This is a genomic window from Streptomyces sp. NPDC102514 (assembly GCF_055584525.1).
Map to the genome: position 1 here is coordinate 1 of NZ_JBVJLW010000006.1, position 20,678 is coordinate 20,678.

Genomic DNA, 20,678 nt, shown 5'->3' on the forward strand with positions numbered 1-20,678 from the left:
GTCGCTCAACGGATAAAAGGTACCCCGGGGATAACAGGCTGATCTTCCCCAAGAGTCCATATCGACGGGATGGTTTGGCACCTCGATGTCGGCTCGTCGCATCCTGGGGCTGGAGTCGGTCCCAAGGGTTGGGCTGTTCGCCCATTAAAGCGGTACGCGAGCTGGGTTTAGAACGTCGTGAGACAGTTCGGTCCCTATCCGCTGTGCGCGTAGGAGTCTTGAGAAGGGCTGTCCCTAGTACGAGAGGACCGGGACGGACGAACCTCTGGTGTGCCAGTTGTCCTGCCAAGGGCATGGCTGGTTGGCTACGTTCGGGAGGGATAACCGCTGAAAGCATCTAAGCGGGAAGCCTGCTTCGAGATGAGGGCTCCCACCAACTAGATTGGTTAAGGCTCCCAGTAGACGACTGGGTTGATAGGCCGGATGTGGAAGCCCTGTAAGGGGTGAAGCTGACCGGTACTAATAGGCCGAGGGCTTGTCCTCAGTTGCTCGCGTCCACTGTGTTGGTTCTGAAACCACGAACAACCCCGCACCTCTTGTGTTTGGCCACAGGGGGGTGTGGTGCGGTTGATTTGAATCAGAGTTTCAAAGTGTTTCGGTGGTCATAGCGTGAGGGAAACGCCCGGTTACATTCCGAACCCGGAAGCTAAGCCTTACAGCGCCGATGGTACTGCAGGGGGGACCCTGTGGGAGAGTAGGACGCCGCCGAACTATTATTGACGGAAAAGCCCCCGCACTTCGGTGCGGGGGCTTTTTTGCGTTTGCCTTCAGTCATGCGTTCTCCCTTTCCGTGGAAGGGGAGAAGCAGGTTCAGAGACGGCCCGCGGCTTTGAGAGCCAGGTATGCGTCCGCCAAGGCCGGCGGCAGGTTGTCCGGGGTCGCGTCCACGACAGTGACACCGTGACGCGTCAGCTGTTCCGCCGTGCGATGACGTTCAGCCTGGGCCTGCGCCGCTGCGGCGGCCTCGTACACGGCCTCCGTGTTTCCCCGTGCCGTGGCCATGCGCTCGATGTGCGGGTCCGAGACCGAGGCGACGAGGACCGTGTGGCGCTGGGTGAGGCGGGAGAGTACGGGAAGCAGGCCTTCCTCGATGGGGGCCGCGTCCAAGGTCGTGAGGAGCACGATCAGTGAGCGGCGCGGGGCCGTGCGGAGCGCGGTGGAGGTGAGACCGCGGGCATCCGTCTCGACGAGTTCCGGTTCGAGGTGCGCCATGGCGTTGACCAGCGAAGGAAGGACATCGCCTGCGGCACGGCCCTGTACCAGGGCACGTACCCGGCGGTCGTAGGCGAGCAGCTCCACCCGGTCACCGGCGCGGGACGCGAGAGCCGCCAGGAGCAGGGCCGCGTCCATGGAGGCGTCGAGGCGGGGGGCGTTCCCGACGCGGCCCGCGGCTGTGCGGCCCGTGTCGAGGATCAGGAGGATGTGCCTGTCGCGTTCGGGACGCCAGGTGCGTACGGCGACCCTCGACTGACGGGCGGTGGCCCGCCAGTCGATCGAGCGGGTGTCGTCACCGGGGACGTAGTCACGCAGGCTGTCGAACTCGGTTCCCTCACCGCGGGTCAGCACGCTGGTGCGGCCGTCGAGTTCGCGCAGACGGGCCAGTTTCGAGGGGAGATGCTTGCGGCTGGTGAAGGGCGGCAGGACGCGTACCGTCCAGGGGATCTGGTGATTGCCCTGGCGGGCGAAGAGGCCCAGAGGACCGTACGAGCGGATGGTGACGCGGTCCGCCCGGCGGTCGCCGCGGCGGGTGGGGCGCAGACGGGTCGTGACGCGTCGGCGCTCGCCCGGAGGGACCGTCAGACGGTGGCGGGAAGCCGTGACTTCCGTGCCCGGCTGCCAGCTGCTCGGGGGCCAGGCGTCGCGGATGCGGGCGCGCAGCGGACGGCCCGACGGGTTGGTGACCGTGAGGGTGACGTCGGCGGTCTCGCCGAGGCGTACGGAGGTGTCGCCGGAGCGGATCAGGCCCAGGCGGCGTACCGGTGCGGCCAGGGCGAAGTCGCAGGCGCAGGCGAGGGCCAGTGGGGCGTTGACGGCGAGGATGCCCGTCCAGCTGGGTTCCCAGATGCCCACGGGGAGGGTGCCGAGGGCCGCGAGGAGGGCGGTGCGGCCGGTGAGGGCCATCAGCGGGGGACGGGGACGTGGGAGAGGATCGCGTTGATGACCGAGTCGGCCGTCACACCCTCCATCTCGGCTTCCGGGCGGAGCTGGACGCGGTGGCGCAGGGTCGGCAGCGCGAGGGCCTTCACGTCGTCCGGGATGACGTAGTCGCGGCCCGTCAGCCAGGCCCAGGCGCGGGCCGTGGCCAGGAGCGCCGTCGCGCCACGGGGGGAGACTCCGAGAGTGAGGGACGGCGATTCGCGGGTGGCGCGGCAGATGTCCACTACGTAGCCGGTGATTTCGGGGGAGACCGCGGTCTTGGCGACGGCCGTGCGGGCGGCTTCGAGGTCGGCCGGGCCGGCGACGGGGCGTATGCCGGCGGCGCGCAGGTCCCGGGGGTTGAAGCCCTCGGCGTGACGGGTGAGGACGTTGATCTCGTCCTGGCGGGACGGGAGCGGGATCGTCAGCTTGAGGAGGAAACGGTCCAGCTGCGCTTCCGGGAGGGGGTACGTGCCCTCGTACTCGACCGGGTTCTGGGTCGCGGCGACCAGGAACGGCTCGGGGAGCGGGCGCGGGGTGCCGTCGACCGTGACCTGGCGTTCCTCCATGGCCTCCAGGAGGGACGACTGAGTCTTCGGAGGGGTGCGGTTGATCTCATCCGCGAGGAGGAGATTAGTGAAGACCGGGCCGGGCTGGAAGGAGAACTCCGCGGTGCGGGCGTCGTAGACGAGGGAGCCCGTGATGTCGCTGGGCATCAGGTCGGGGGTGAACTGGACGCGCTTGGTGTCGAGTTCCAGGGCGGAGGCGAGAGCCCGTACGAGCAGGGTCTTGGCCACTCCGGGGACGCCCTCCAACAGGACGTGTCCGCGGCACAGGAGGGCGACGACGAGGCCGGTCACTGCGGGGTCCTGGCCGACCACGGCTTTGGCGATCTCGGCGCGCAGGGCTTCCAGGGAGGCGCGGGCGGCGGCTGCGTCCCCGGTGTTCCCGGCGTTGTCAGTGGTCGGGGCCATCATGGACGGCGTACCTCTCTTTCGAGGGCGTCGAGTTGGTCGGCGAGTGCGATGAGGGCCGCGTCGTCGCGGGGCGGCGGCCCGAAGAGCAGTGAGTGCAGGGCCTGTCCTTCCTGGCGGAGCCGGGCGGACAGGGCGGGGAGCAGGGCCTCGGGCGCGTGCGCCTGAGCGGGGGACACGCCGACGAGGGGGGCGAGGCGGGTGCGGGTGGTGGAGCGCAGAGCTCCCGCGGCACGGTCGCGGGCGTTGGACTTGCGGTAGAGGCGGGCGCGGCCTTCGACGGTCTCGGAGGCGCGGATCGCGACGGGGAGCCGCTCGGGGACGAGCGGGCCGAGGCGGCGGGCACGCCAGAGGGCTGCCAGCAGTGCGGCGATGAAGAGCTGCAGCGTGCCCCAGAGCCAGCCGGAAGGGACCAGGTCGAGGAAGCTGCTGTCGCCGGCGTCGGTGGCCGAGTCGTCGGAGAGCGAGGGGAGGTACCAGACCACGTGGGTGCGGGAGCCGAGGAGTTGAAGCGCGAGGGAGGCATTGCCCTGCTGGTCGAGGCGCTCGTTCTGAAGGATGTCGGGCGCGCCGAGCACGACGGTGTCGCCGTCCCCTTCGGAGGCGGGGAGGCGCAGCAGGGTGGGCAGGCCGTCGCTGGGGTAGCAGGTGTCGGCGCCGGGTGCGTCCGTCGCGTACCGGATGCCGCCCGTGTCGGCGGTGCCCGCCCGTCGGGCGGCGGGCAGGGCGCAGTGGGGCGAGAGCGTGGAGTCGTAGCTGGGTACGGGGTCCGCGTCGACTCCGGGGGCGAGGGCACCGACGGACGGGACGCCGGGGGCAACGAGGACGGTGCGGCCGCCGGAGTTGCGGTACGCGGAGTGCAGACGGTCCTGTTGGCGGTCGGTCAGCAGGTCGGGGCGGGCGACCAGGAGTGTCGTGTCGGGGCCGGTCGCGGCGCTCGCCTCGGCCAGGGTGGTGACCACGCGCGTGGACACGCCCCGGTCGGCGAGGAGTTCGGCGACGGCCCGGCTGCCCTTGAGGTCGGCGGAGCGCGGGTCGAGGCTGCCGTGCTGGGCGCCGGAGCGTACGACGGCGATGGTGACGGCGGCCACCAGGAGGATCACGAACGCGAGAACGACACCGCGCGCGCGGGTCCACACCTGGCGGACGGTGGGCGAGTCCGAGGTGGAGGGCGGGGCGGTCGCAGTCGGAGCCGGCGTGGAGGTGGTGGGGGCCTCGGGTGTCATGTGGCGGCCCCCCGGCCTGCGCTGCTCGCGAGGACCGGCCTGGTGCGTTCCAGGTCCTGGTCGAGCTGGGCGAGGCGGTGGTACGTCTGCGGGGTGGCGGTTCGTCCGCCGTACGTGACGTCGTCGAAGTCCCGTGCCGCGGCGCGCAGTCGGTCCGTGTGGGCGGGCAGGGTGCGGCCCGCCTCGGCGGCGGCCTCGTCGGCGGTGCGGCCGGGGCGGGGGTCGAGCAGGGCGCGTTCCTCCAGGGAGCGGACGACGGCGCGCATGCGTTCCTGGACGGCCTGGTTCCAGTGGCCCTGGGCCGCGTGTGCCTCGGCGGCGGCGCGGTGCTCGGCGGCGCTGCGCGGCCGGTCGTCGAAGAGCGGGGCGGTCGAGGTGGGGCCCCGGCGGGGGGAGCCGAGGCGCCACCAGAGGGCGCCGATGAGTGCCACGACCGCCAGGACGACGACCAGGAGGCCGAGTCCGCCTCCCGGGGTGGCCGAGGAGGCCGTGTCGAGCAGTTCGCCGACCCACTTCCAGAACGCGTCCAGGGCCCGGCGGAAGAGGCTGGGGTCGTTCTCGTGGTACATGCGCTTCGACAGTTCGCGCCGGGCGGCCTCCCGCGCGGGATCGCGCGGGACGGTCACCGGTGGTTCGCCGTCGGCGCGTGGCAGCGCCAGTACCGCAGTGAGAACTCCCCCCGCCAGGCCCACTCCGTCAGCTCCCCGGGGTCGGGCCCGGTGCGCCGGAGCCGTGGTCCTGGATGCCGGCCGCGCGGGCCAGGTCGAGGTCGAGGGCCTCGCGGCGGATGCGCTGGTCGATGTAGAGGAGCACGGTGACGCCGGCGGTGATCGGGAAGGTCAGCATGGAGCCGATCACCGAGCCGATGCCGCTCACGATGAGGAACGTCCAGCCGAGGTCGCCCGTGCCGCTGTCGAGGAGGCTGCCGATGCCGTCTCCGCTGAGTGCGGAGGCGAGGAGGGCGAACGGGATCACGATGATCGACGCGACGATGTTCGCGATGATCGTGGCGAGGAGCTGGATGCCGAAGACCCGCCACCAGGAGCCGCGGACCAGCTTCGCGGAGCGGCCCAGCGACTTCCAGACGCTCTGCTTCTCCAGCATCAGGGCCGGCGAGGCCAGGGAGAAGCGGATCATCATCCAGAGCGCGACGACGGTCGCGGCCAGGCCGCCCAGTGCGCCGAGTGCGACGGCGCCGTCACCGCCGCCCGCGAGGCCGAGGAGGACGCCGGGCAGGATGCCCACGGCGACGATCGCGGCCGCGATGAGCGGCAGCAGGAAGGTCAGGCCGAAGAGCTTGAGCAGCTGGGGCCGGGCGTCGCGCCAGGCCTCGGCCGTGGTCACCGACTTGCCGAGGACGGCACGGCTGGTCACGGTCGTGAGCAGGGCCGTCGCGACGATCGTGCCGAGCAGGGTGATCAGCAGGACGACGCCGGAGTTCAGCAGGGTGTCGCCCATGGCGCGGGACAGTTCGCCCGCGGTGGCGCTCGGGTCGTTGAGGACGTCCGTGCTGGCGCTGTCGTCCAGGACGAGGCCCTGGAGCAGGATCACGAGGATCTGGGTGAAGACCGCGACGGTGAGCGAGATTCCGAGGACCGTGCGCCAGTGCGTGCGCATGGTCGACACCGCGCCGTCGAGGATCTCCCCGACGCCGAGCGGGCGGAGCGGGATCACGCCGGGCTTGGCCGCGGGCGGGGGTCCGCCCCAGCCGCCGCCCCAGCCGGGGTGGCCGCCCGGGCCCGGTCCGTAGCCGCCGCCGTAGCCACCGGGACCTCCGTAGCCTCCGGGGCCGCCGTATCCGCCGGGGCCCGCGGGGGGCTGGCCGCCCCAGCCGGGGCCGGGCGGTGGTGGCGGGGCCTGGGGCGGGGCGCCCTGCGGGCCGCCGCCGGGCGAGGGCCACTGGGCGGGCGGGGGCTGCTCCTTGGACCACTTCGGGCCCGGGCCGGACGGGGCGGGGCCGGGCTGACCCGGTTCGCCCGCGGGCTCGGTGGACGCGGGCCGGTCGGTGGGCCGGGCAGGGCCGGAAGGTGTCGGCTCCTGTCCGTTCTGCCCGTCGGAGGGGGCAGATCCGGGCGATGCCCAGCCCGGAGTGTCGTTCATCGTCGCTCCTTCAAGGTGCCCGCCCGCGGTCGCGGCGGCAGGTTGGCTGCCATCGTGCCACGGTGCGGCCGGGAAGTGACCGGCCGCCGTATGGGCTGCACACCTTCAATTGTCTGCCCCGTACGGGGCAGACTGAGCAGATGGCTGATCAGTACGCGCAAATCCGCGAGGACAACCGGCCCATCGAGATACCTGCGATCCGGTGGGACGAGCCGCCGGAGGGACCCGTGCTGGTCCTCCTCGATCAGACGAGGCTGCCCGCCGAAGAGGTCGAGCTGGTGTGCACGGACGCGTCCGCGCTGGTGGAGGCGATCCGCTCGCTCGCCGTGCGCGGGGCACCGCTCCTCGGCATCGCGGGAGCGTACGGGGTCGCGCTCGCCGCGGCCCGCGGGTTCGACGTGGACGGGGCGGCCGCCTCGCTCGCGAGTGCGCGGCCCACCGCGGTGAACCTCTCGTACGGAGTCCGCCGGGCCCAGGAGGCCCACCTCGCGGTGCTGCGGGCCGGTGGCGGCCAGGAGCAGGCCGCGGCTGCCGCGCTGGCTGCCGCGCGGACGCTCCACGCGGAAGACGCCGAGGCCAGCGGGCGTATGGCCGTGCACGGGCTGACGCTGCTCGACGAACTGCTGCCTGGGGGCAACCACCGGATTCTCACGCACTGCAACACCGGCGCGCTGGTGTCGGGCGGCGAGGGCACGGCGTTCGCCGTGGCGCTCGCGGCGCACCGGGTGGGGCGGCTGCGCAGGCTCTGGGTGGACGAGACGCGTCCGTTGCTGCAGGGTGCTCGCCTGACCTCGTATGAGGCGGCGCGCGCCGGAATGGCGTACACCTTGCTCACGGACAACGCTGCCGGGTCATTGTTCTCGGCGGGAGAGGTGGATGCGGTGCTCATCGGAGCGGACCGGATCGCCGCCGACGGTTCGGTGGCGAACAAGGTGGGGAGCTATCCGCTCGCGGTGCTGGCCAGGTACCACCATGTGCCGTTCATCGTGGTGGCGCCGTTGACGACGGTGGACCCGGACACTCCGAACGGAGCATCGATCGAGGTCGAGCAGCGTGCCAGTCATGAAGTGACAGAGATCACAGCACCTCTGGTGCCCGTGGCGGGAGTCGAGGCGGGAGGCGGGATACCGGTGGCACCCCTGGGGACCCAGGCGTACAACCCGGCGTTCGACGTGACGCCGCCCGAGTTGGTGACGGCGATCGTCACCGAGGAGGGCGTCGTGTCGCCCGTGACGACCGAGGCGCTCGCGGAGCTGTGTGACAGGTCACGCCAGGTAACGATTTAGTTAATGGGATGATGTCGTTTATGAAGGGACGAGTCCTTGTCGTCGATGACGACACCGCACTGGCCGAGATGCTCGGCATTGTGTTGCGTGGTGAAGGTTTTGAGCCGTCTTTCGTAGCCGACGGCGACAAGGCGCTGGCCGCTTTTCGTGAGAGCAAGCCCGACCTGGTGCTCCTGGACCTGATGCTTCCCGGTAGGGACGGCATCGAGGTGTGCCGCCTGATCAGGGCGGAGTCCGGGGTACCGATCGTGATGCTCACAGCGAAGAGCGACACCGTCGATGTCGTGGTCGGCCTCGAGTCGGGTGCGGATGACTACATCGTGAAGCCGTTCAAGCCAAAGGAGCTGGTGGCCCGGATCCGGGCCAGGCTGCGCAGGTCCGAGGAACCGGCGCCCGAACAGCTCGCGATCGGCGATCTGGTCATCGACGTGGCCGGTCACTCTGTGAAGCGGGACGGCGCCTCGATCGCGCTCACCCCGCTGGAGTTCGACCTGCTGGTGGCGCTGGCCCGCAAGCCGTGGCAGGTGTTCACGCGTGAGGTGCTCCTGGAGCAGGTGTGGGGCTACCGGCACGCGGCGGACACCCGTCTGGTGAACGTCCATGTGCAGCGGCTGCGCTCCAAGGTCGAGAAGGACCCGGAGCGCCCGGAGATCGTGGTGACCGTCCGTGGTGTCGGTTACAAGGCCGGACCGAGCTGACGTGTCCCGGGACAGTGCCGCTTCGGCGCCCGGTGAGCCGGGGGTCCGCTCGGGGCGGCCTGTCGGCGGGAAGATGACGGGCTCCCGCTGGGGACGGTTCGTCGAGGGCGGGCTGCTCCAGGGCGGAGTCCAGGGCAGCCCGGTCCTTCGGCTGTTCATGCGCTGGGTGCGCCGTCCGCTGCTGCCGGTCATGCGGCTGTGGCGGCGCAACATCCAGCTCAAGGTCGTCGCCACCACCCTGCTGATGTCGCTGGGCGTCGTCCTGCTGCTGGGTTTCGTCGTGATCGGGCAGGTGCGCAACGGCCTGCTGGACGCCAAGGTGAAGGCTTCGCAGAGCCAGGCCACGGGCGGGTTCACGGTCGCCAAGCAGGAGGCCGACAGCGCGGCGGGCGCGGGCGGCGACGACCGCTCCGGCCCGAACGAGAACCCCGTCCAGAACGTCAGCGGATGGATGAGCTCCCTCGTGGAGTCGCTCTCCAGCGGCGGCCAGGGCGCGTTCAGCGTCGTCACGCTCAGCACCACCTCCGCGGACAGCAGCAGCCGGGGTCTGGGCCCGCGTGCGTCGGGTTTCGTGGACTGGAGCCTCAGCGTGCCCCAGGACCTGCGTGAGCGGGTCGACGCGGGCACGGGCACGGCCCAGAGCTACACGCGCATCTCGTACACCAACGGCCAGGACTCCCAGCCCGCGCTGATCATCGGTACGCAGGTCAACGACCCCAAGGGCGACCCGTACCAGCTGTACTACCTCTTCCCGCTCACGCAGGAGGAGAAGTCGCTCAGCCTGGTCAAGGGGACCCTCGCGACGGCGGGGCTGTTCGTCGTGGTGCTGCTCGGGGCGATCGCCTGGCTCGTGGTGCGCCAGGTCGTCACGCCGGTACGGATGGCCGCCGGGATCGCCGAGAGGCTGTCCGCGGGGCGCCTCCAGGAACGTATGAAGGTCACCGGTGAGGACGACATCGCGCGCCTCGGTGAGGCCTTCAACAAGATGGCGCAGAACCTCCAGCTGAAGATCCAGCAGCTGGAGGACCTGTCGCGGATGCAGCGGCGGTTCGTGTCCGACGTGTCGCACGAGCTGCGTACGCCGCTGACGACCGTGCGGATGGCGGCCGACGTCATCCACGACGCGCGCGTGGACTTCGATCCGATGACCGCCAGGTCGGCCGAGCTGCTCGCCGACCAGCTGGACCGGTTCGAGACGCTGCTGGCGGATCTCCTGGAGATCAGCCGCTTCGACGCGGGCGCGGCGGCCCTGGAGGCCGAGCCGATAGACCTGCGGGAGGTCGTGCGCAGGGTCATCAGCGGGGCCGAGCCGCTCGCCGAGCGCAAGGGCACACGGATACGGGTCGTCGGCGACCAGCAGCCCGTGGTCGCCGAGGCGGACGCCCGGCGGGTGGAACGGGTGCTGCGCAACCTCGTGGTCAACGCCGTGGAGCACGGCGAGGGCAAGGACGTCGTGGTCAAGCTCGCGTCCGCGGGCGGGGCCGTCGCGGTCGCGGTGCGCGACTACGGAGTGGGGCTCAAGCCCGGAGAGGCGACCCGGGTGTTCAGCCGCTTCTGGCGGGCCGACCCGGCACGCGCGCGTACCACCGGCGGTACGGGCCTGGGCCTGTCCATCGCCCTGGAGGACGCGCGGCTGCACGGCGGCTGGCTCCAGGCGTGGGGGGAACCCGGCGGGGGCTCGCAGTTCCGGCTGACGGTGCCCCGGACGGCCGACGAGCCGCTGCGGGGTTCGCCGATACCGCTGGAGCCCAAGGACTCGCGGCGCAACCGCGGCCTGAACGACGCGGGGCTGCCCCTCGGCGGCACGCAGAAGCTGGCCACGGTGCCGGCGCAGCCCGCCGAGCGGGCCGTGCCGCCGATGCCGTCGCGCGACCCCAGGGTGGCGGGCGCGGTGGATCCGGCGGCGCTGCCCGGCAGCGGGGCGCGCGTGGTGCCGCGGCCCTCCGCGGAGACCAGAGGGCCGGTCACGGCACCGGGGGAAACGCCGGAAGAGGCACCGTCCGAGGACGGCCCGCAAGCCGGCGGGCAGCCGGAACAGCTCAAGCATGGGGAGGGGTCTCGTGGGCGCTGACCGCGATCGGGGCGGCCGTCGGCGTCCGGCACGTGGGGTGGTGTACGCCGCCTGCGGGACCGTACTGCTGGCCGGGTGCGCGTCGATGCCGGACGAAGGGGACCTGCGCGATGTCGAGGCCTCCCAGCGGCCGGACGCACAGGTCAGGGTCTTCGCCATGCCCCCGCGGGAGAACGCGCAGCCCGAGGAGATCGTCCAGGGCTTCCTCGAAGCGCTGACCAGCGACGACCCGCGATTCGAGACGGCCCGCAAGTACCTGACCGAGGGCGCGTCGAAGAAGTGGCGTCCGAACGCGTCGACGACGGTGCTCGCGGACGGCCCCAACACCGTGGCGGAGCACAGCGGCAGCAGGGAGGCGACCGGCGACTACGCGTACTCGCTGATCGGCACCAAGGTCGCCACCGTGGACTCGCAGTTCGCCTACAAGCCCGCCGAGGGGGCGTACAGCGAGATCGTGCACCTCTCGGAGCAGAAGACCACGGACGGCGCCAAGGAGTGGCGCATCGACGCCCTGCCGGCCGGTCTGGTGATGGGGATGTCCGACTTCCAGCGCAACTACGAGTCCGTCAACAAGTACTACTTCGCCTCGAACACGCAGGGCAGGACCGGCGTTCAGCTCGGCGCGGTCGCCGACCCCGTCTACGTACGGGAGCAGGTGGACCCGGTGACGCAGATGGTCCGCTCGGTCCTCAAGGGGCCCACGAGCTGGCTCAAGCCGGTGGTCAGGTCGAGCTTCCCCACCGGTACGGCGCTGAAGAAGGGCGTCAAGTCGCTGACGCCCGACGACCAGAACCGGCTGACGGTGCCGCTGAACGCCAAGGCCGACCGGGTCGGGCAGTCCAAGTGCACGGAGATGGCCGCCCAGATCCTGTTCACGCTCCAGGACCTGACGCCCACGGGCATCGACGAGGTGGAGCTGCAGCGTTCGGACGGCACGCAGTCGTGCGTGATCAACAACAACCAGGCAGAGGTCTACGTAGTCCACGGTCCGGCCAAGCGCGCCGAGTACGAGTACTTCATCGACGGCGAGAAGCGGCTGGTCCGGATACCGGGGGCCGGCAGCGAGCAGGAGCCCGAGCCGGTGCCCGGCGCCCTCGGCGACGGCGGCAAGGAACTGCGGGCGGCCGCCGTCTCGCGGGACGAGGACACCGCCGCGGGGGTCTCGCTCGACGGACGCTCGATGTACGTCGGGTCGCTCGCGTCCGGGGGCTCGCTCGGGGAAGCCGTGCTGCGCAGCACGGCCACCTCGCAGGACGACGGGCTGACGACCCCCAGCTGGGACGCGAGCGGCGACCTGTGGGTGGCCGACCGCGGGCCGAAGGACTCCCGGCTGCTCCTGCTGCCGAAGGGCGCGGGCGACCCCCTGGTCGTCTCGACGCCCGGTCTGGAGGGGCGGATCGAGGCGGTGCGGGTCGCCGCGGACGGGGTGCGGATCGCGCTCATGGTGAGCAACGGCAAGCGGACGACCCTGCTCATGGGGCGGATCGAACGCGGGGACTCCGAGGGCGCGGGCGGGAAGGACACCGTCGCGATCCATGAACTGAGCACCGTGGCACCGCAGCTGGAGGAGGTCACGGCCATGTCCTGGGCCGGCGACAGCCGGCTGGTCGTCGTCGGGCGCGAGGCCCGCGGCGTGCAGCAGATCCAGTACGTCCAGGTCGACGGCTCCACGCCGGTCGGTCCGGCCCCCTCCGCGCTCACCGGGGTGAAGGAGATCGCCGCCTCCGAGGACGAACGGCTGCCGCTGGTGGCGCACTCGGAGGACGGGATCGTGCGGCTGTCGAGCGGTTCGCAGTGGCAGACGGTGGTCAAGACGGGGATGGCGCCGGTCTATCCGGGCTGAGTTCCGCGGGCCGTTCCGGTACGAGGCTGCCCTCGTCCCTCGTGTGGGGGACAACGTGCTGACGTGTGCGAGGAGTTGTCCACAGGTAGTTGTCCACAGGGCTGGCCCGGGCGCTTCGGGATTTGGCAGAGTGGTGGGCATGCGGGGGTGGTGGCAGGACCTCACCGACCTGGTGCTTCCGGCCGAGTGCGGAGGCTGTGGACGGCCTCGCACGGTGCTCTGCCCAAAGTGCCGTGCCGCTCTGACCGGGGACGCGCCGAGCCGTGTACGACCGGACCCGGAGCCGCCGGGGCTGCCGGTGGTGCACGCCGCGGCTCCGTACGAGGACCAGGTGCGGGCGGCGCTCCTCGCCCACAAGGAACGGGGGGCGTTGATGCTCGCCGGGCCGCTGGGAGCGGCGCTGGCGGGGGCTGTACGGGCCGGACTCGGGCCCGGTGGACGGGCGGCCGGGGCCGCGGGCTCCGCGGCGCCGGTGCTGCTCGTACCCGTGCCGTCGGCGCGGTGGGCGGTGCGGGCGCGCGGGCACGACCCGGCGCGGCGGATCGCGCTCGCCGCGGCGGCCGGGCTGCGGCGGTCCGGGACGTCGGCCCGGGTGGCGTCCGTGCTGCGCCAACGGCGGGCCGTGGCCGACCAGTCGGGGCTCGACTCACGGCAGCGGCTGGACAATCTGGCCGGTGCGCTGGAGGTGACCCCGGGTGGTGCACGGCTGCTGGCCGGCGGTGGGCGGGTCGTTCTCGTCGACGACCTGATGACGACGGGCGCGTCCTTGGCCGAGGCGGCGCGGGCGCTGAGGGCCGTTCTCCCGGAAAAAGGCGGATTCTACGGACGGGTAACACCTGGAACGACGGGAGATGGGGTGAGACAGGCACCGATGACAGGTGTAGGCCGAGCAGAAGCGGTCAGGGAAAAGAGAGGCGCGAACAGCGCGGATGACGGGGTTGGCGCGGCAGTGGTCGCGGCATCTCCAGCTTCTTTCGAAATAAACCGGAACTGACAGAGAAGTTGCGTCGTTGCAGGTAGTGAGAGGTTCCATTCACCTGAATGGAGGTACGCCGCAGTAGAGGGTGACGACATCCGTCCAGGCGAGATATGTTCGGTTGTGAGGGAATGGCGGACGCCGACCCTTGCATATCGGAATGCCGCGCCGTGGGTTTTCTCTTTCACCCGGGACAGTGGGGTGGAGATCTTCCCTGCGGGGGAGGAGGAGGTGGAAGTCACCGAGTCCGAGGCTCCGGGACGCGCTGGAGCCTGGTGCAAAAGGGAGATGCTCCGCCGTCGATGCGGAGCGATCCGGGAACGGAGTTCTGCGTGGACATCGTCGTCAAGGGCCGCAAGACCGAGGTGCCCGAGCGGTTCCGCAAGCACGTGGCCGAGAAGCTGAAGCTGGAGAAGATCCAGAAGCTCGATGGCAAGGTGATCAGCCTAGACGTCGAGGTGTCCAAGGAGCTGAACCCCCGGCAGGCCGACCGCTCCGACCGGGTGGAGATCACGCTTCACTCCCGCGGTCCGGTGATCCGGGCGGAGGCAGCGGCAAGCGATCCGTACGCGGCGCTGGACCTGGCGGCGGACAAGCTGGAAGCACGGCTGCGCAAGCAGCACGACAAGCGGTACACGCGCCGCGGCGCCCGCAGGATCTCGGCCTCCGAGGTCGCCGACCACGTCCCGGACGCGGCGACGCTCGACGGGAACGGCAGTGTCGTCCACGACGAAGAGCCCGAGGCGGTGCCGACCAAGAAGATCGGCTCCCTCGAGGTGAAGGGTGACGGCCCCCTCGTCGTCCGCGAGAAGACCCATGTCGCGTCCCCGATGACGCTCGACCAGGCGCTCTACGAGATGGAGCTGGTCGGGCACGACTTCTACTTGTTCGTCGACTCCGAGACCAAGGAACCGAGTGTCGTCTACCGGCGGCACGCGTACGACTACGGCGTCATCCACCTCAACACCGACCCGATGGTCGCCGAGGCGCAGCAGGCCCCGCCCGGCGGGGCGTTGGGTGGCTGACCCCGACCGGTGAGCTCCCCGGCCCTCGGCCGGGGGACGGCTTCAGCCGGTGCCCCTGGAGTGCTTGTGCGCCCCCAGGGGCACCGGTGTGCGACCCCTCAGTGCCCCGCTCTGTCATCCCGTTGTCGTCCGGGCATGAAATCATGGCTGTACCGGCCTCAACCGGTGTGTCGTTGCGCGGGGTTGGTGATGGCACAGGAACACAGGCCACGGCCTTCAGGGGGAGGAACCATGGCGGACAGCTTCGGACCGATGCGTGACGAAGATGCCGACGACGGCGTCGTCGGCATGGGCCCGGACGCGGGCTCCCCGGGCAAGGAGCCCATCCGGGTGCTTGTCGTGGACGACCACGCCCTCTTCCGCCGCGGCCTGGAGATCGTGCTCGCCGCCGAGGAGGACATCCAGGTCGTCGGGGAGGCGGGGGACGGGGCGGAGGCGGTCGACAAGGCCGCCGATCTGCTGCCCGACATCGTGCTGATGGATGTACGGATGCCGAAGCGCGGCGGGATCGAGGCGTGCACCTCCATCAAGGAGGTCGCCCCCAGCGCGAAGATCATCATGCTGACGATCAGTGACGAGGAAGCCGACCTCTATGACGCGATCAAGGCGGGGGCCACGGGGTATCTCCTGAAGGAGATCTCCACGGACGAAGTGGCCACGGCGATTCGCGCGGTGGCCGACGGGCAGTCGCAGATCAGCCCTTCGATGGCGTCGAAGCTGCTGACCGAGTTCAAGTCGATGATCCAGCGCACGGATGAGCGGCGGCTTGTGCCGGCGCCTCGGCTCACCGATCGTGAGCTGGAGGTTTTGAAGCTCGTGGCCACCGGGATGAACAACCGGGATATCGCCAAGGAGTTGTTCATCTCCGAGAACACCGTGAAGAACCATGTGCGGAACATCTTGGAGAAGCTGCAGTTGCACTCGCGGATGGAAGCGGTTGTGTACGCGATGCGGGAGAAGATTCTTGAGATTCGCTGAGGTCTGAGCGGGTTGGGGCGGGCGGGGTTGGGTGTCGGGTGCGGGTTCGGTGGGGGTTGGCCGCGCAGTTCCCCGCGCCCCTTCGAAGCCCCTGCGGGGCTTTTGCGCCGTTCCCCGCGCCCCCAAGAAAGCCCCTCTAGCTGAGGGTTCTTGCGAGTTCGGTTGTCAGGGCTTCTCTGAGTTCTGGGGTGTTCGCCCTTTCCACTCTTACGTTCGTGCAGTCCACCCAGGTGGCTGCTTCCAGGAGGGCCTGGGCCACTGACGGGATCGCCTTGGGGCTGTCCAGGGTGACCTGTTTGGCTACCAGGGTGGCGCCCTCGCGGGCCGGGTCCACGCGGCCCACCAGACGGCCACCGGCGAGCACCGGCATGGCGAAGTAGCCGTGCACGCGCTTGGGCTTGGGGACGTAGGCCTCCAGGCGGTGGGTGAAGTCGAAGATCCGCTCCGTGCGCGCCCGGTCCCAGACCAGTGAGTCGAACGGCGACAGGAGCGTCGTGCGGTGACGGCCGCGCGGGGTCGTCTCCAGGGCCTCGGGATCTGCCCAGGCCGCCTTCGACCAGCCCCCCACCGTGACCGGGACCAGGCCCGACTCCGCGATCACCGCGTCGACCTGCTCGCGCTTGAGGCGGTGGTAGTCGGCGATGTCCGCGAGGGTGCCCACGCCCAGGGAGCGGCCCGCGAGCCGCACCAGGCGGCGCAGGCACTCCATGTCGTCCAGATCGTCGTGCAGCAGCGGGTCCGGGATGGCCCGCTCGGCGAGGTCGTACACCCGCTTCCAGCCGCGGCGCTCCGTGCACACCACCTCGCCGTACATCAGCGCGCGCTCGACGGCGACCTTGGTGCCCGACCAGTCCCACCACTCGCTGGTCTTCTTCGCGCCGCCCAAGTCGGTGGCCGTGAGCGGCCCTTCGGCCTTCAGCTGCTTGATGACCTGCTCGTACGTGCCGTCCGGCAGCGCGTGGTTCCAGTGCGGGCGGGCGCGGTAGGCGCGGCGGCGGAAGGCGAAGTGCGGCCACTCCTCGACGGGCAGGATGCAGGCCGCGTGCGACCAGTACTCGAACGCGTGGGGCCGGGGCGGGGCCGTGCCGACGGGTGCCGGGGTCCAGTACGCCTCGTCGACCGTCCTGCGGCCTACGGCGCCGAGACGCGCGTACGGGATGAGTTCGTGGGAGCGGGCCAGGACGGAGATGGTGTCGAGCTGGACCGCGCCCAGGTGCCGCAGCACGCCCCGTACGCCGCCCCTGCGGTCGGGGGCTCCGAGGAACCCCTGCGCGCGCAGGGCGATCCGACGGGCCTCGTCGGCGGAGAGTTCGGCGGTCGGGCGCGGCAGACTCGTCATGGTCCGCACGATAGGCGGTGCCACTGACAATCGCTCCCGGCCCTGCCGGTCATGTCAGGTCGGGCGGGGGGTGAACGGCTGCCCGGGCGTGGGAAGGTACGGCGCCGTGGACGGCAGTCCGAGGTCCGACGGGAGCAGGGAACCGACCCAGCAGTCACGGCGTACGCCCTTGTTGTTGACGCCCGCGCGCAGAGTGCCCTCCAGGACGAAACCGGCGCGTTCGGCGACCGCGAGGGAACCCGTGTTGCCCACCTCCGCCCGCCACTCGACGCGGTCCATGGCCCACTGGGTGAACGCCCAGCGGCAGGCGGTGAGCGCGGCCTCGGTGATGTAGCCGTTGCCCCGGTGCTCCTTCGTCGCCCAGAAACCGATCTCGCCGACGCCCAGGCCGCGCATCGTGACGGCGAGCATGCCGGCGAGTTCACCGTCGACCGGCAGGAAGACACCGAAGGTGAACATCGAGCAGTCCGCCCACCCGTCGGGCACCATCTGCTCGGTGAAGGCGGTGGCGTGCTCGCGCAGATACGGCGACGGGATCGTGGTCCAGCGCTGGATGTCGGGATCCTGGACGGCGTCGAACACGGCGTCGGTGTCGTGTGCTCCCACCGTGCGCAGCAGGAGTCGTTCGGAAGTCAGTGTGACGGGGTCCATCGGCCGATTCTGCTCGGGCTTCGGTGAGGAAGCCATCACTTTCGCACTGTGTGAGGCCGTCGTTACGTTTCGTGGCGCCGACGCGGCACCTTCCGCATCCTCCGCCCGTTGTCTCTGTGGCTGTCACATGCAGACCTCCCGGCGCGGTGGGGTCCTCGCTTACGATGGCCGTTGCTCAAGCTGTGATTTGAATCTGCCATTGAAACCGACAGTCCCAGGCCCGACCGGCAAGGAGACAAACCCTCGTGTCCGTCCTCTCGAAGATCATGCGTGCAGGCGAAGGAAAGATCCTGCGCAAGCTGCACCGCATCGCGGACCAGGTCAAGTCCATCGAAGAGGACTTCGTCGACCTCTCCGACGCCGAGCTGCGAGCCCTGACCGATGAGTACAAGCAGCGGTACGCGGACGGCGAGAGCCTCGACGACCTGCTGCCCGAGGCGTTCGCGACCGTGCGCGAGGCCGCCAAGCGCGCCCTCGGCCAGCGCCCCTACGACGTACAGATCATGGGCGGCGCCGCGCTTCACCTCGGCTACGTCGCCGAGATGAAGACCGGTGAGGGCAAGACCCTGGTCGGCACGCTGCCCGCGTATCTGAACGCCCTCTCCGGAGAAGGCGTCCACCTCATCACGGTCAACGACTACCTGGCCGAGCGCGACTCCGAGATGATGGGCCGCGTCCACAAGTTCCTGGGCCTGACTGTCGGCTGCATCCTGGCCAACATGACGCCGGCCCAGCGCCGCGAGCAGTACGGCTGCGACATCACGTACGGCACGAACAACGAGTTCGGCTTCGACTACCTGCGCGACAACATGGCGTGGTCGCAGGACGAACTGGTGCAGCGAGGCCACAACTTCGCGATCGTCGACGAGGTCGACTCGATCCTGGTCGACGAGGCCCGTACGCCGCTGATCATCTCCGGCCCCGCCGACCAGGCCACCAAGTGGTACGGCGACTTCGCGAAGCTCGTCACGCGCCTGAAGAAGGGCGAGGCGGGCAACACCCTCAAGGGCATCGAGGAGACCGGCGACTACGAGGTCGACGAGAAGAAGCGCACCGTCGCCATCCACGAGCCCGGTGTCGCCAAGGTCGAGGACTGGCTGGGCATCGACAACCTCTACGAGTCGGTGAACACGCCTCTGGTGGGCTACCTGAACAACGCCATCAAGGCCAAGGAGCTCTTCAAGAAGGACAAGGACTACGTCGTCATCGACGGCGAAGTCATGATCGTCGACGAGCACACCGGCCGTATCCTCGCCGGCCGCCGCTACAACGAGGGCATGCACCAGGCGATCGAGGCGAAGGAAGGGGTGGACATCAAGGACGAGAACCAGACCCTCGCCACGATCACCCTGCAGAACTTCTTCCGCCTCTACAAGCGCCACGACCACAACGGCAAGGACGTCCCCGGCCTCTCCGGCATGACCGGTACGGCGATGACCGAGGCGGCCGAGTTCCACCAGATCTACAAGCTCGGTGTCGTCCCGATCCCGACCAACCGGCCCATGGTCCGCAAGGACCAGTCGGACCTGATCTACCGCACCGAGGTCGCGAAGTTCGACGCGGTGGTCGACGACATCGCCGAGAAGCACGAGAAGGGCCAGCCGATCCTGGTCGGCACCACCTCGGTCGAGAAGTCCGAGTACCTCTCGCAGCAGCTCAGCAAGCGCGGCATCCAGCACGAGGTGCTGAACGCGAAGCAGCACGACCGTGAGGCCCCGATCATCGCCCAGGCCGGCCGCAGGGGCGCCGTCACCGTCGCCACGAACATGGCGGGCCGCGGTACGGACATCAAGCTCGGCGGCAACCCCGACGACCTCGCCGAGGCGGAGCTGCGTCAGCGCGGCCTCGACCCCGAGGAGCACATCGAGGAGTGGGCCGCGGCGCTGCCGGCCGCCCTTGAGCGCGCCGAGAAGGCCGTCCAGACCGAGTTCGAAGAGGTCAAGGACCTCGGCGGGCTCTACGTGCTGGGCACCGAGCGGCACGAGTCGCGCCGTATCGACAACCAGCTGCGCGGTCGTTCCGGCCGACAGGGCGACCCGGGCGAGTCCCGCTTCTACCTGTCCCTGGGCGACGACCTGATGCGGCTCTTCAAGGCGCAGATGGTCGAGCGCGTCATGTCGATGGCGAACGTGCCGGACGACGTGCCGATCGAGAACAAGATGGTCACCCGTGCCATCGCCTCCGCCCAGTCGCAGGTCGAGACGCAGAACTTCGAGACCCGCAAGAACGTCCTCAAGTACGACGAGGTCCTCAACCGGCAGCGCGAGGTCATCTACGGCGAGCGCCGCCGCGTCCTGGAGGGCGAGGACCTGCAGGAGCAGATCCAGCACTTCATGAACGACACGATCGACGCGTACATCGACGCGGAGACCGCGGAGGGCTTCGCCGAGGAGTGGGACGTCGACCGGCTGTGGGGCGCGTTCAAGCAGCTCTACCCGGTAAAGGTCACCGTCGAGGAGCTGGAGGAGGCGGCCGGCGACCGGGCCGGTCTGACCGCCGAGTTCATCTCCGAGTCCATCAAGGACGACATCTACGAGCAGTACTCGGCGCGCGAGGAGCAGCTCGGCTCCGAGATCATGCGTGAGCTGGAGCGGCGGGTCGTGCTGTCGGTCCTGGACCGCAAGTGGCGTGAGCACCTCTACGAGATGGACTACCTCCAGGAGGGCATCGGCCTGCGCGCGATGGCCCAGAAGGACCCGCTGGTCGAGTACCAGCGCGAGGGCTTCGACATGTTCACCGCCATGATGGACGGCATCAAGGAGGAGTCCGTCGGCTACCTGTTCAACCTGGAGGTCCAGGTCGAGCAGCAGGTCGAGGAGGTTCCGGTCGAGGACGCGAAGCCGTCGCTCGACAAGAAGGACGCCGTTCCCGCCGGTGGGGGTGCGCGTCCGGAGATCCGGGCCAAGGGGCTCGACGCTCCGCAGCGGCCGGACCGGCTGCACTTCTCCGCGCCCACGGTCGACGGTGAGGGCGGTGTCGTCGAGGGCGACTTCGCCACGGACGACGAGCCTGTGCGGTCGGAGTCGGACGGGCTTACCCGGGCCGAGCGGCGTAAGCAGCAGAAGAGTGGGCGTCGGCGCAAGAAGTAGCGGGGCGCTCCGCGGGGTTTGCGGGGCTTGTGAGGGTCGCTCTGTGAGCGGGTGAAGGGTCGGGGGCCGGGGTGGCGCCCGGCCCTTTGCGTTGGGCTCCGCCTGGGGTGGGGCTGTGTGGGCCTTGGCCTTGGGCGCTGGGCCCCGGCCCAGCCTCCGGGCTTCGGGCCTTGGCCTTCGGCCCGGGGGTGGGTGGGTGCGGGGTGGTGGGGGTGGGCCTAAAGGATTGCGCAGTTCCCCGCGCCCCTGGGGGTGGGGGGTGGTTGTGGTGTTTGGGTGGGTGTGG

Annotated in this window: 15 protein-coding genes and 2 rRNA genes; 10 read left to right on the plus strand and 7 right to left on the minus strand. The window is 70.2% G+C overall.

Annotated features, from left to right (window positions below):
- Both ACZ60E_RS16890 and rrf read left to right on the plus strand, forming a co-directional pair.
- Window positions 1-483, plus strand: a 23S ribosomal RNA gene (locus tag ACZ60E_RS16890); the annotation flags it as partial.
- 111 nt (window positions 484-594) lie between these two features.
- Window positions 595-711, plus strand: a 5S ribosomal RNA gene (gene rrf / locus ACZ60E_RS16895).
- A 99-nt stretch (window positions 712-810) separates the two neighbouring features.
- Here rrf and ACZ60E_RS16900 read toward each other — a convergent pair.
- From ACZ60E_RS16900 to ACZ60E_RS16920, 5 genes are read right to left on the minus strand one after another with little or no spacing between them, the layout of a single operon-like run.
- Entirely contained in the window at window positions 811-2,121 is a 1,311-nt protein-coding gene (locus ACZ60E_RS16900; protein WP_469441235.1) for a DUF58 domain-containing protein, read from the minus strand.
- A complete protein-coding gene (locus tag ACZ60E_RS16905) occupies window positions 2,121-3,113 on the minus strand; it encodes an AAA family ATPase (protein WP_469441238.1) in 993 nt (330 codons plus the stop codon). Before ACZ60E_RS16905 ends, ACZ60E_RS16900 begins: the two co-directional genes overlap by 1 nt.
- Window positions 3,110-4,336: a DUF4350 domain-containing protein gene (locus ACZ60E_RS16910; protein WP_469441240.1), complete on the minus strand. Its 1,227-nt coding sequence runs from the start codon at window positions 4,334-4,336 to the stop codon at window positions 3,110-3,112. The genes ACZ60E_RS16905 and ACZ60E_RS16910 overlap by 4 nt, the downstream gene beginning before the upstream one ends.
- On the minus strand, window positions 4,333-5,028 hold the full coding sequence (locus ACZ60E_RS16915; protein ID WP_469441244.1) for a DUF4129 domain-containing protein: 696 nt from the start codon (window positions 5,026-5,028) through the stop codon (window positions 4,333-4,335). Before ACZ60E_RS16915 ends, ACZ60E_RS16910 begins: the two co-directional genes overlap by 4 nt.
- Window positions 5,029-5,032: 4 nt before the next feature.
- Window positions 5,033-6,436 carry a DUF7847 domain-containing protein gene (locus ACZ60E_RS16920; RefSeq protein WP_469441246.1) on the minus strand — a complete coding sequence of 468 codons (1,404 nt, stop codon included), beginning with the start codon at window positions 6,434-6,436 and terminating at the stop codon, window positions 5,033-5,035.
- A 140-nt stretch (window positions 6,437-6,576) separates the two neighbouring features.
- Here ACZ60E_RS16920 and mtnA point away from each other — a divergent pair, with 140 nt between their 5' ends.
- The 7 genes from mtnA (at window position 6,577) to ACZ60E_RS16955 (ending at window position 15,313) form a co-directional block, all read left to right on the plus strand.
- Window positions 6,577-7,722: an S-methyl-5-thioribose-1-phosphate isomerase gene (mtnA, locus tag ACZ60E_RS16925; RefSeq protein ID WP_453795721.1), complete on the plus strand. Its 1,146-nt coding sequence runs from the start codon at window positions 6,577-6,579 to the stop codon at window positions 7,720-7,722.
- An 8-nt stretch (window positions 7,723-7,730) separates the two neighbouring features.
- A complete protein-coding gene (gene mtrA / locus ACZ60E_RS16930) occupies window positions 7,731-8,420 on the plus strand; it encodes a two-component system response regulator MtrA (RefSeq protein WP_188114266.1) in 690 nt (229 codons plus the stop codon).
- Window position 8,421: 1 nt separating this feature from the next.
- Window positions 8,422-10,491, plus strand: coding sequence for an MtrAB system histidine kinase MtrB (gene mtrB, locus ACZ60E_RS16935; RefSeq protein WP_469441248.1), 2,070 nt, complete (start codon window positions 8,422-8,424; stop codon window positions 10,489-10,491).
- On the plus strand, window positions 10,481-12,334 hold the full coding sequence (locus ACZ60E_RS16940) for an LpqB family beta-propeller domain-containing protein (RefSeq protein ID WP_469441249.1): 1,854 nt from the start codon (window positions 10,481-10,483) through the stop codon (window positions 12,332-12,334). Before mtrB ends, ACZ60E_RS16940 begins: the two co-directional genes overlap by 11 nt.
- A 139-nt stretch (window positions 12,335-12,473) precedes the next feature.
- Entirely contained in the window at window positions 12,474-13,328 is an 855-nt protein-coding gene (locus ACZ60E_RS16945; protein ID WP_469441252.1) for a ComF family protein, read from the plus strand.
- A 314-nt stretch (window positions 13,329-13,642) separates the two neighbouring features.
- Entirely contained in the window at window positions 13,643-14,335 is a 693-nt protein-coding gene (hpf, locus tag ACZ60E_RS16950; protein ID WP_384815642.1) for a ribosome hibernation-promoting factor, HPF/YfiA family, read from the plus strand.
- 231 nt (window positions 14,336-14,566) lie between these two features.
- A complete protein-coding gene (locus ACZ60E_RS16955) occupies window positions 14,567-15,313 on the plus strand; it encodes a response regulator (RefSeq protein ID WP_107015873.1) in 747 nt (248 codons plus the stop codon).
- A gap of 136 nt (window positions 15,314-15,449) precedes the next feature.
- On the opposite strand, the gene ACZ60E_RS16960 is transcribed toward ACZ60E_RS16955, so the two are convergent.
- Window positions 15,450-16,652 carry a winged helix-turn-helix domain-containing protein gene (locus ACZ60E_RS16960; protein ID WP_469441255.1) on the minus strand — a complete coding sequence of 401 codons (1,203 nt, stop codon included), beginning with the start codon at window positions 16,650-16,652 and terminating at the stop codon, window positions 15,450-15,452.
- A 54-nt stretch (window positions 16,653-16,706) separates the two neighbouring features.
- Window positions 16,707-17,303 (minus strand): GNAT family N-acetyltransferase, encoded by a 597-nt coding sequence (locus ACZ60E_RS16965; RefSeq protein ID WP_469441257.1) that lies wholly within the window; start codon window positions 17,301-17,303, stop codon window positions 16,707-16,709.
- 245 nt (window positions 17,304-17,548) lie between these two features.
- On the opposite strand from ACZ60E_RS16965, the gene secA reads away from it, so the two are divergent.
- Window positions 17,549-20,392, plus strand: a complete 2,844-nt coding sequence (gene secA, locus ACZ60E_RS16970; protein ID WP_384815639.1) for a preprotein translocase subunit SecA — start codon at window positions 17,549-17,551, stop codon at window positions 20,390-20,392.
- The last annotated feature ends 286 nt before the right edge of the window (window positions 20,393-20,678 follow it).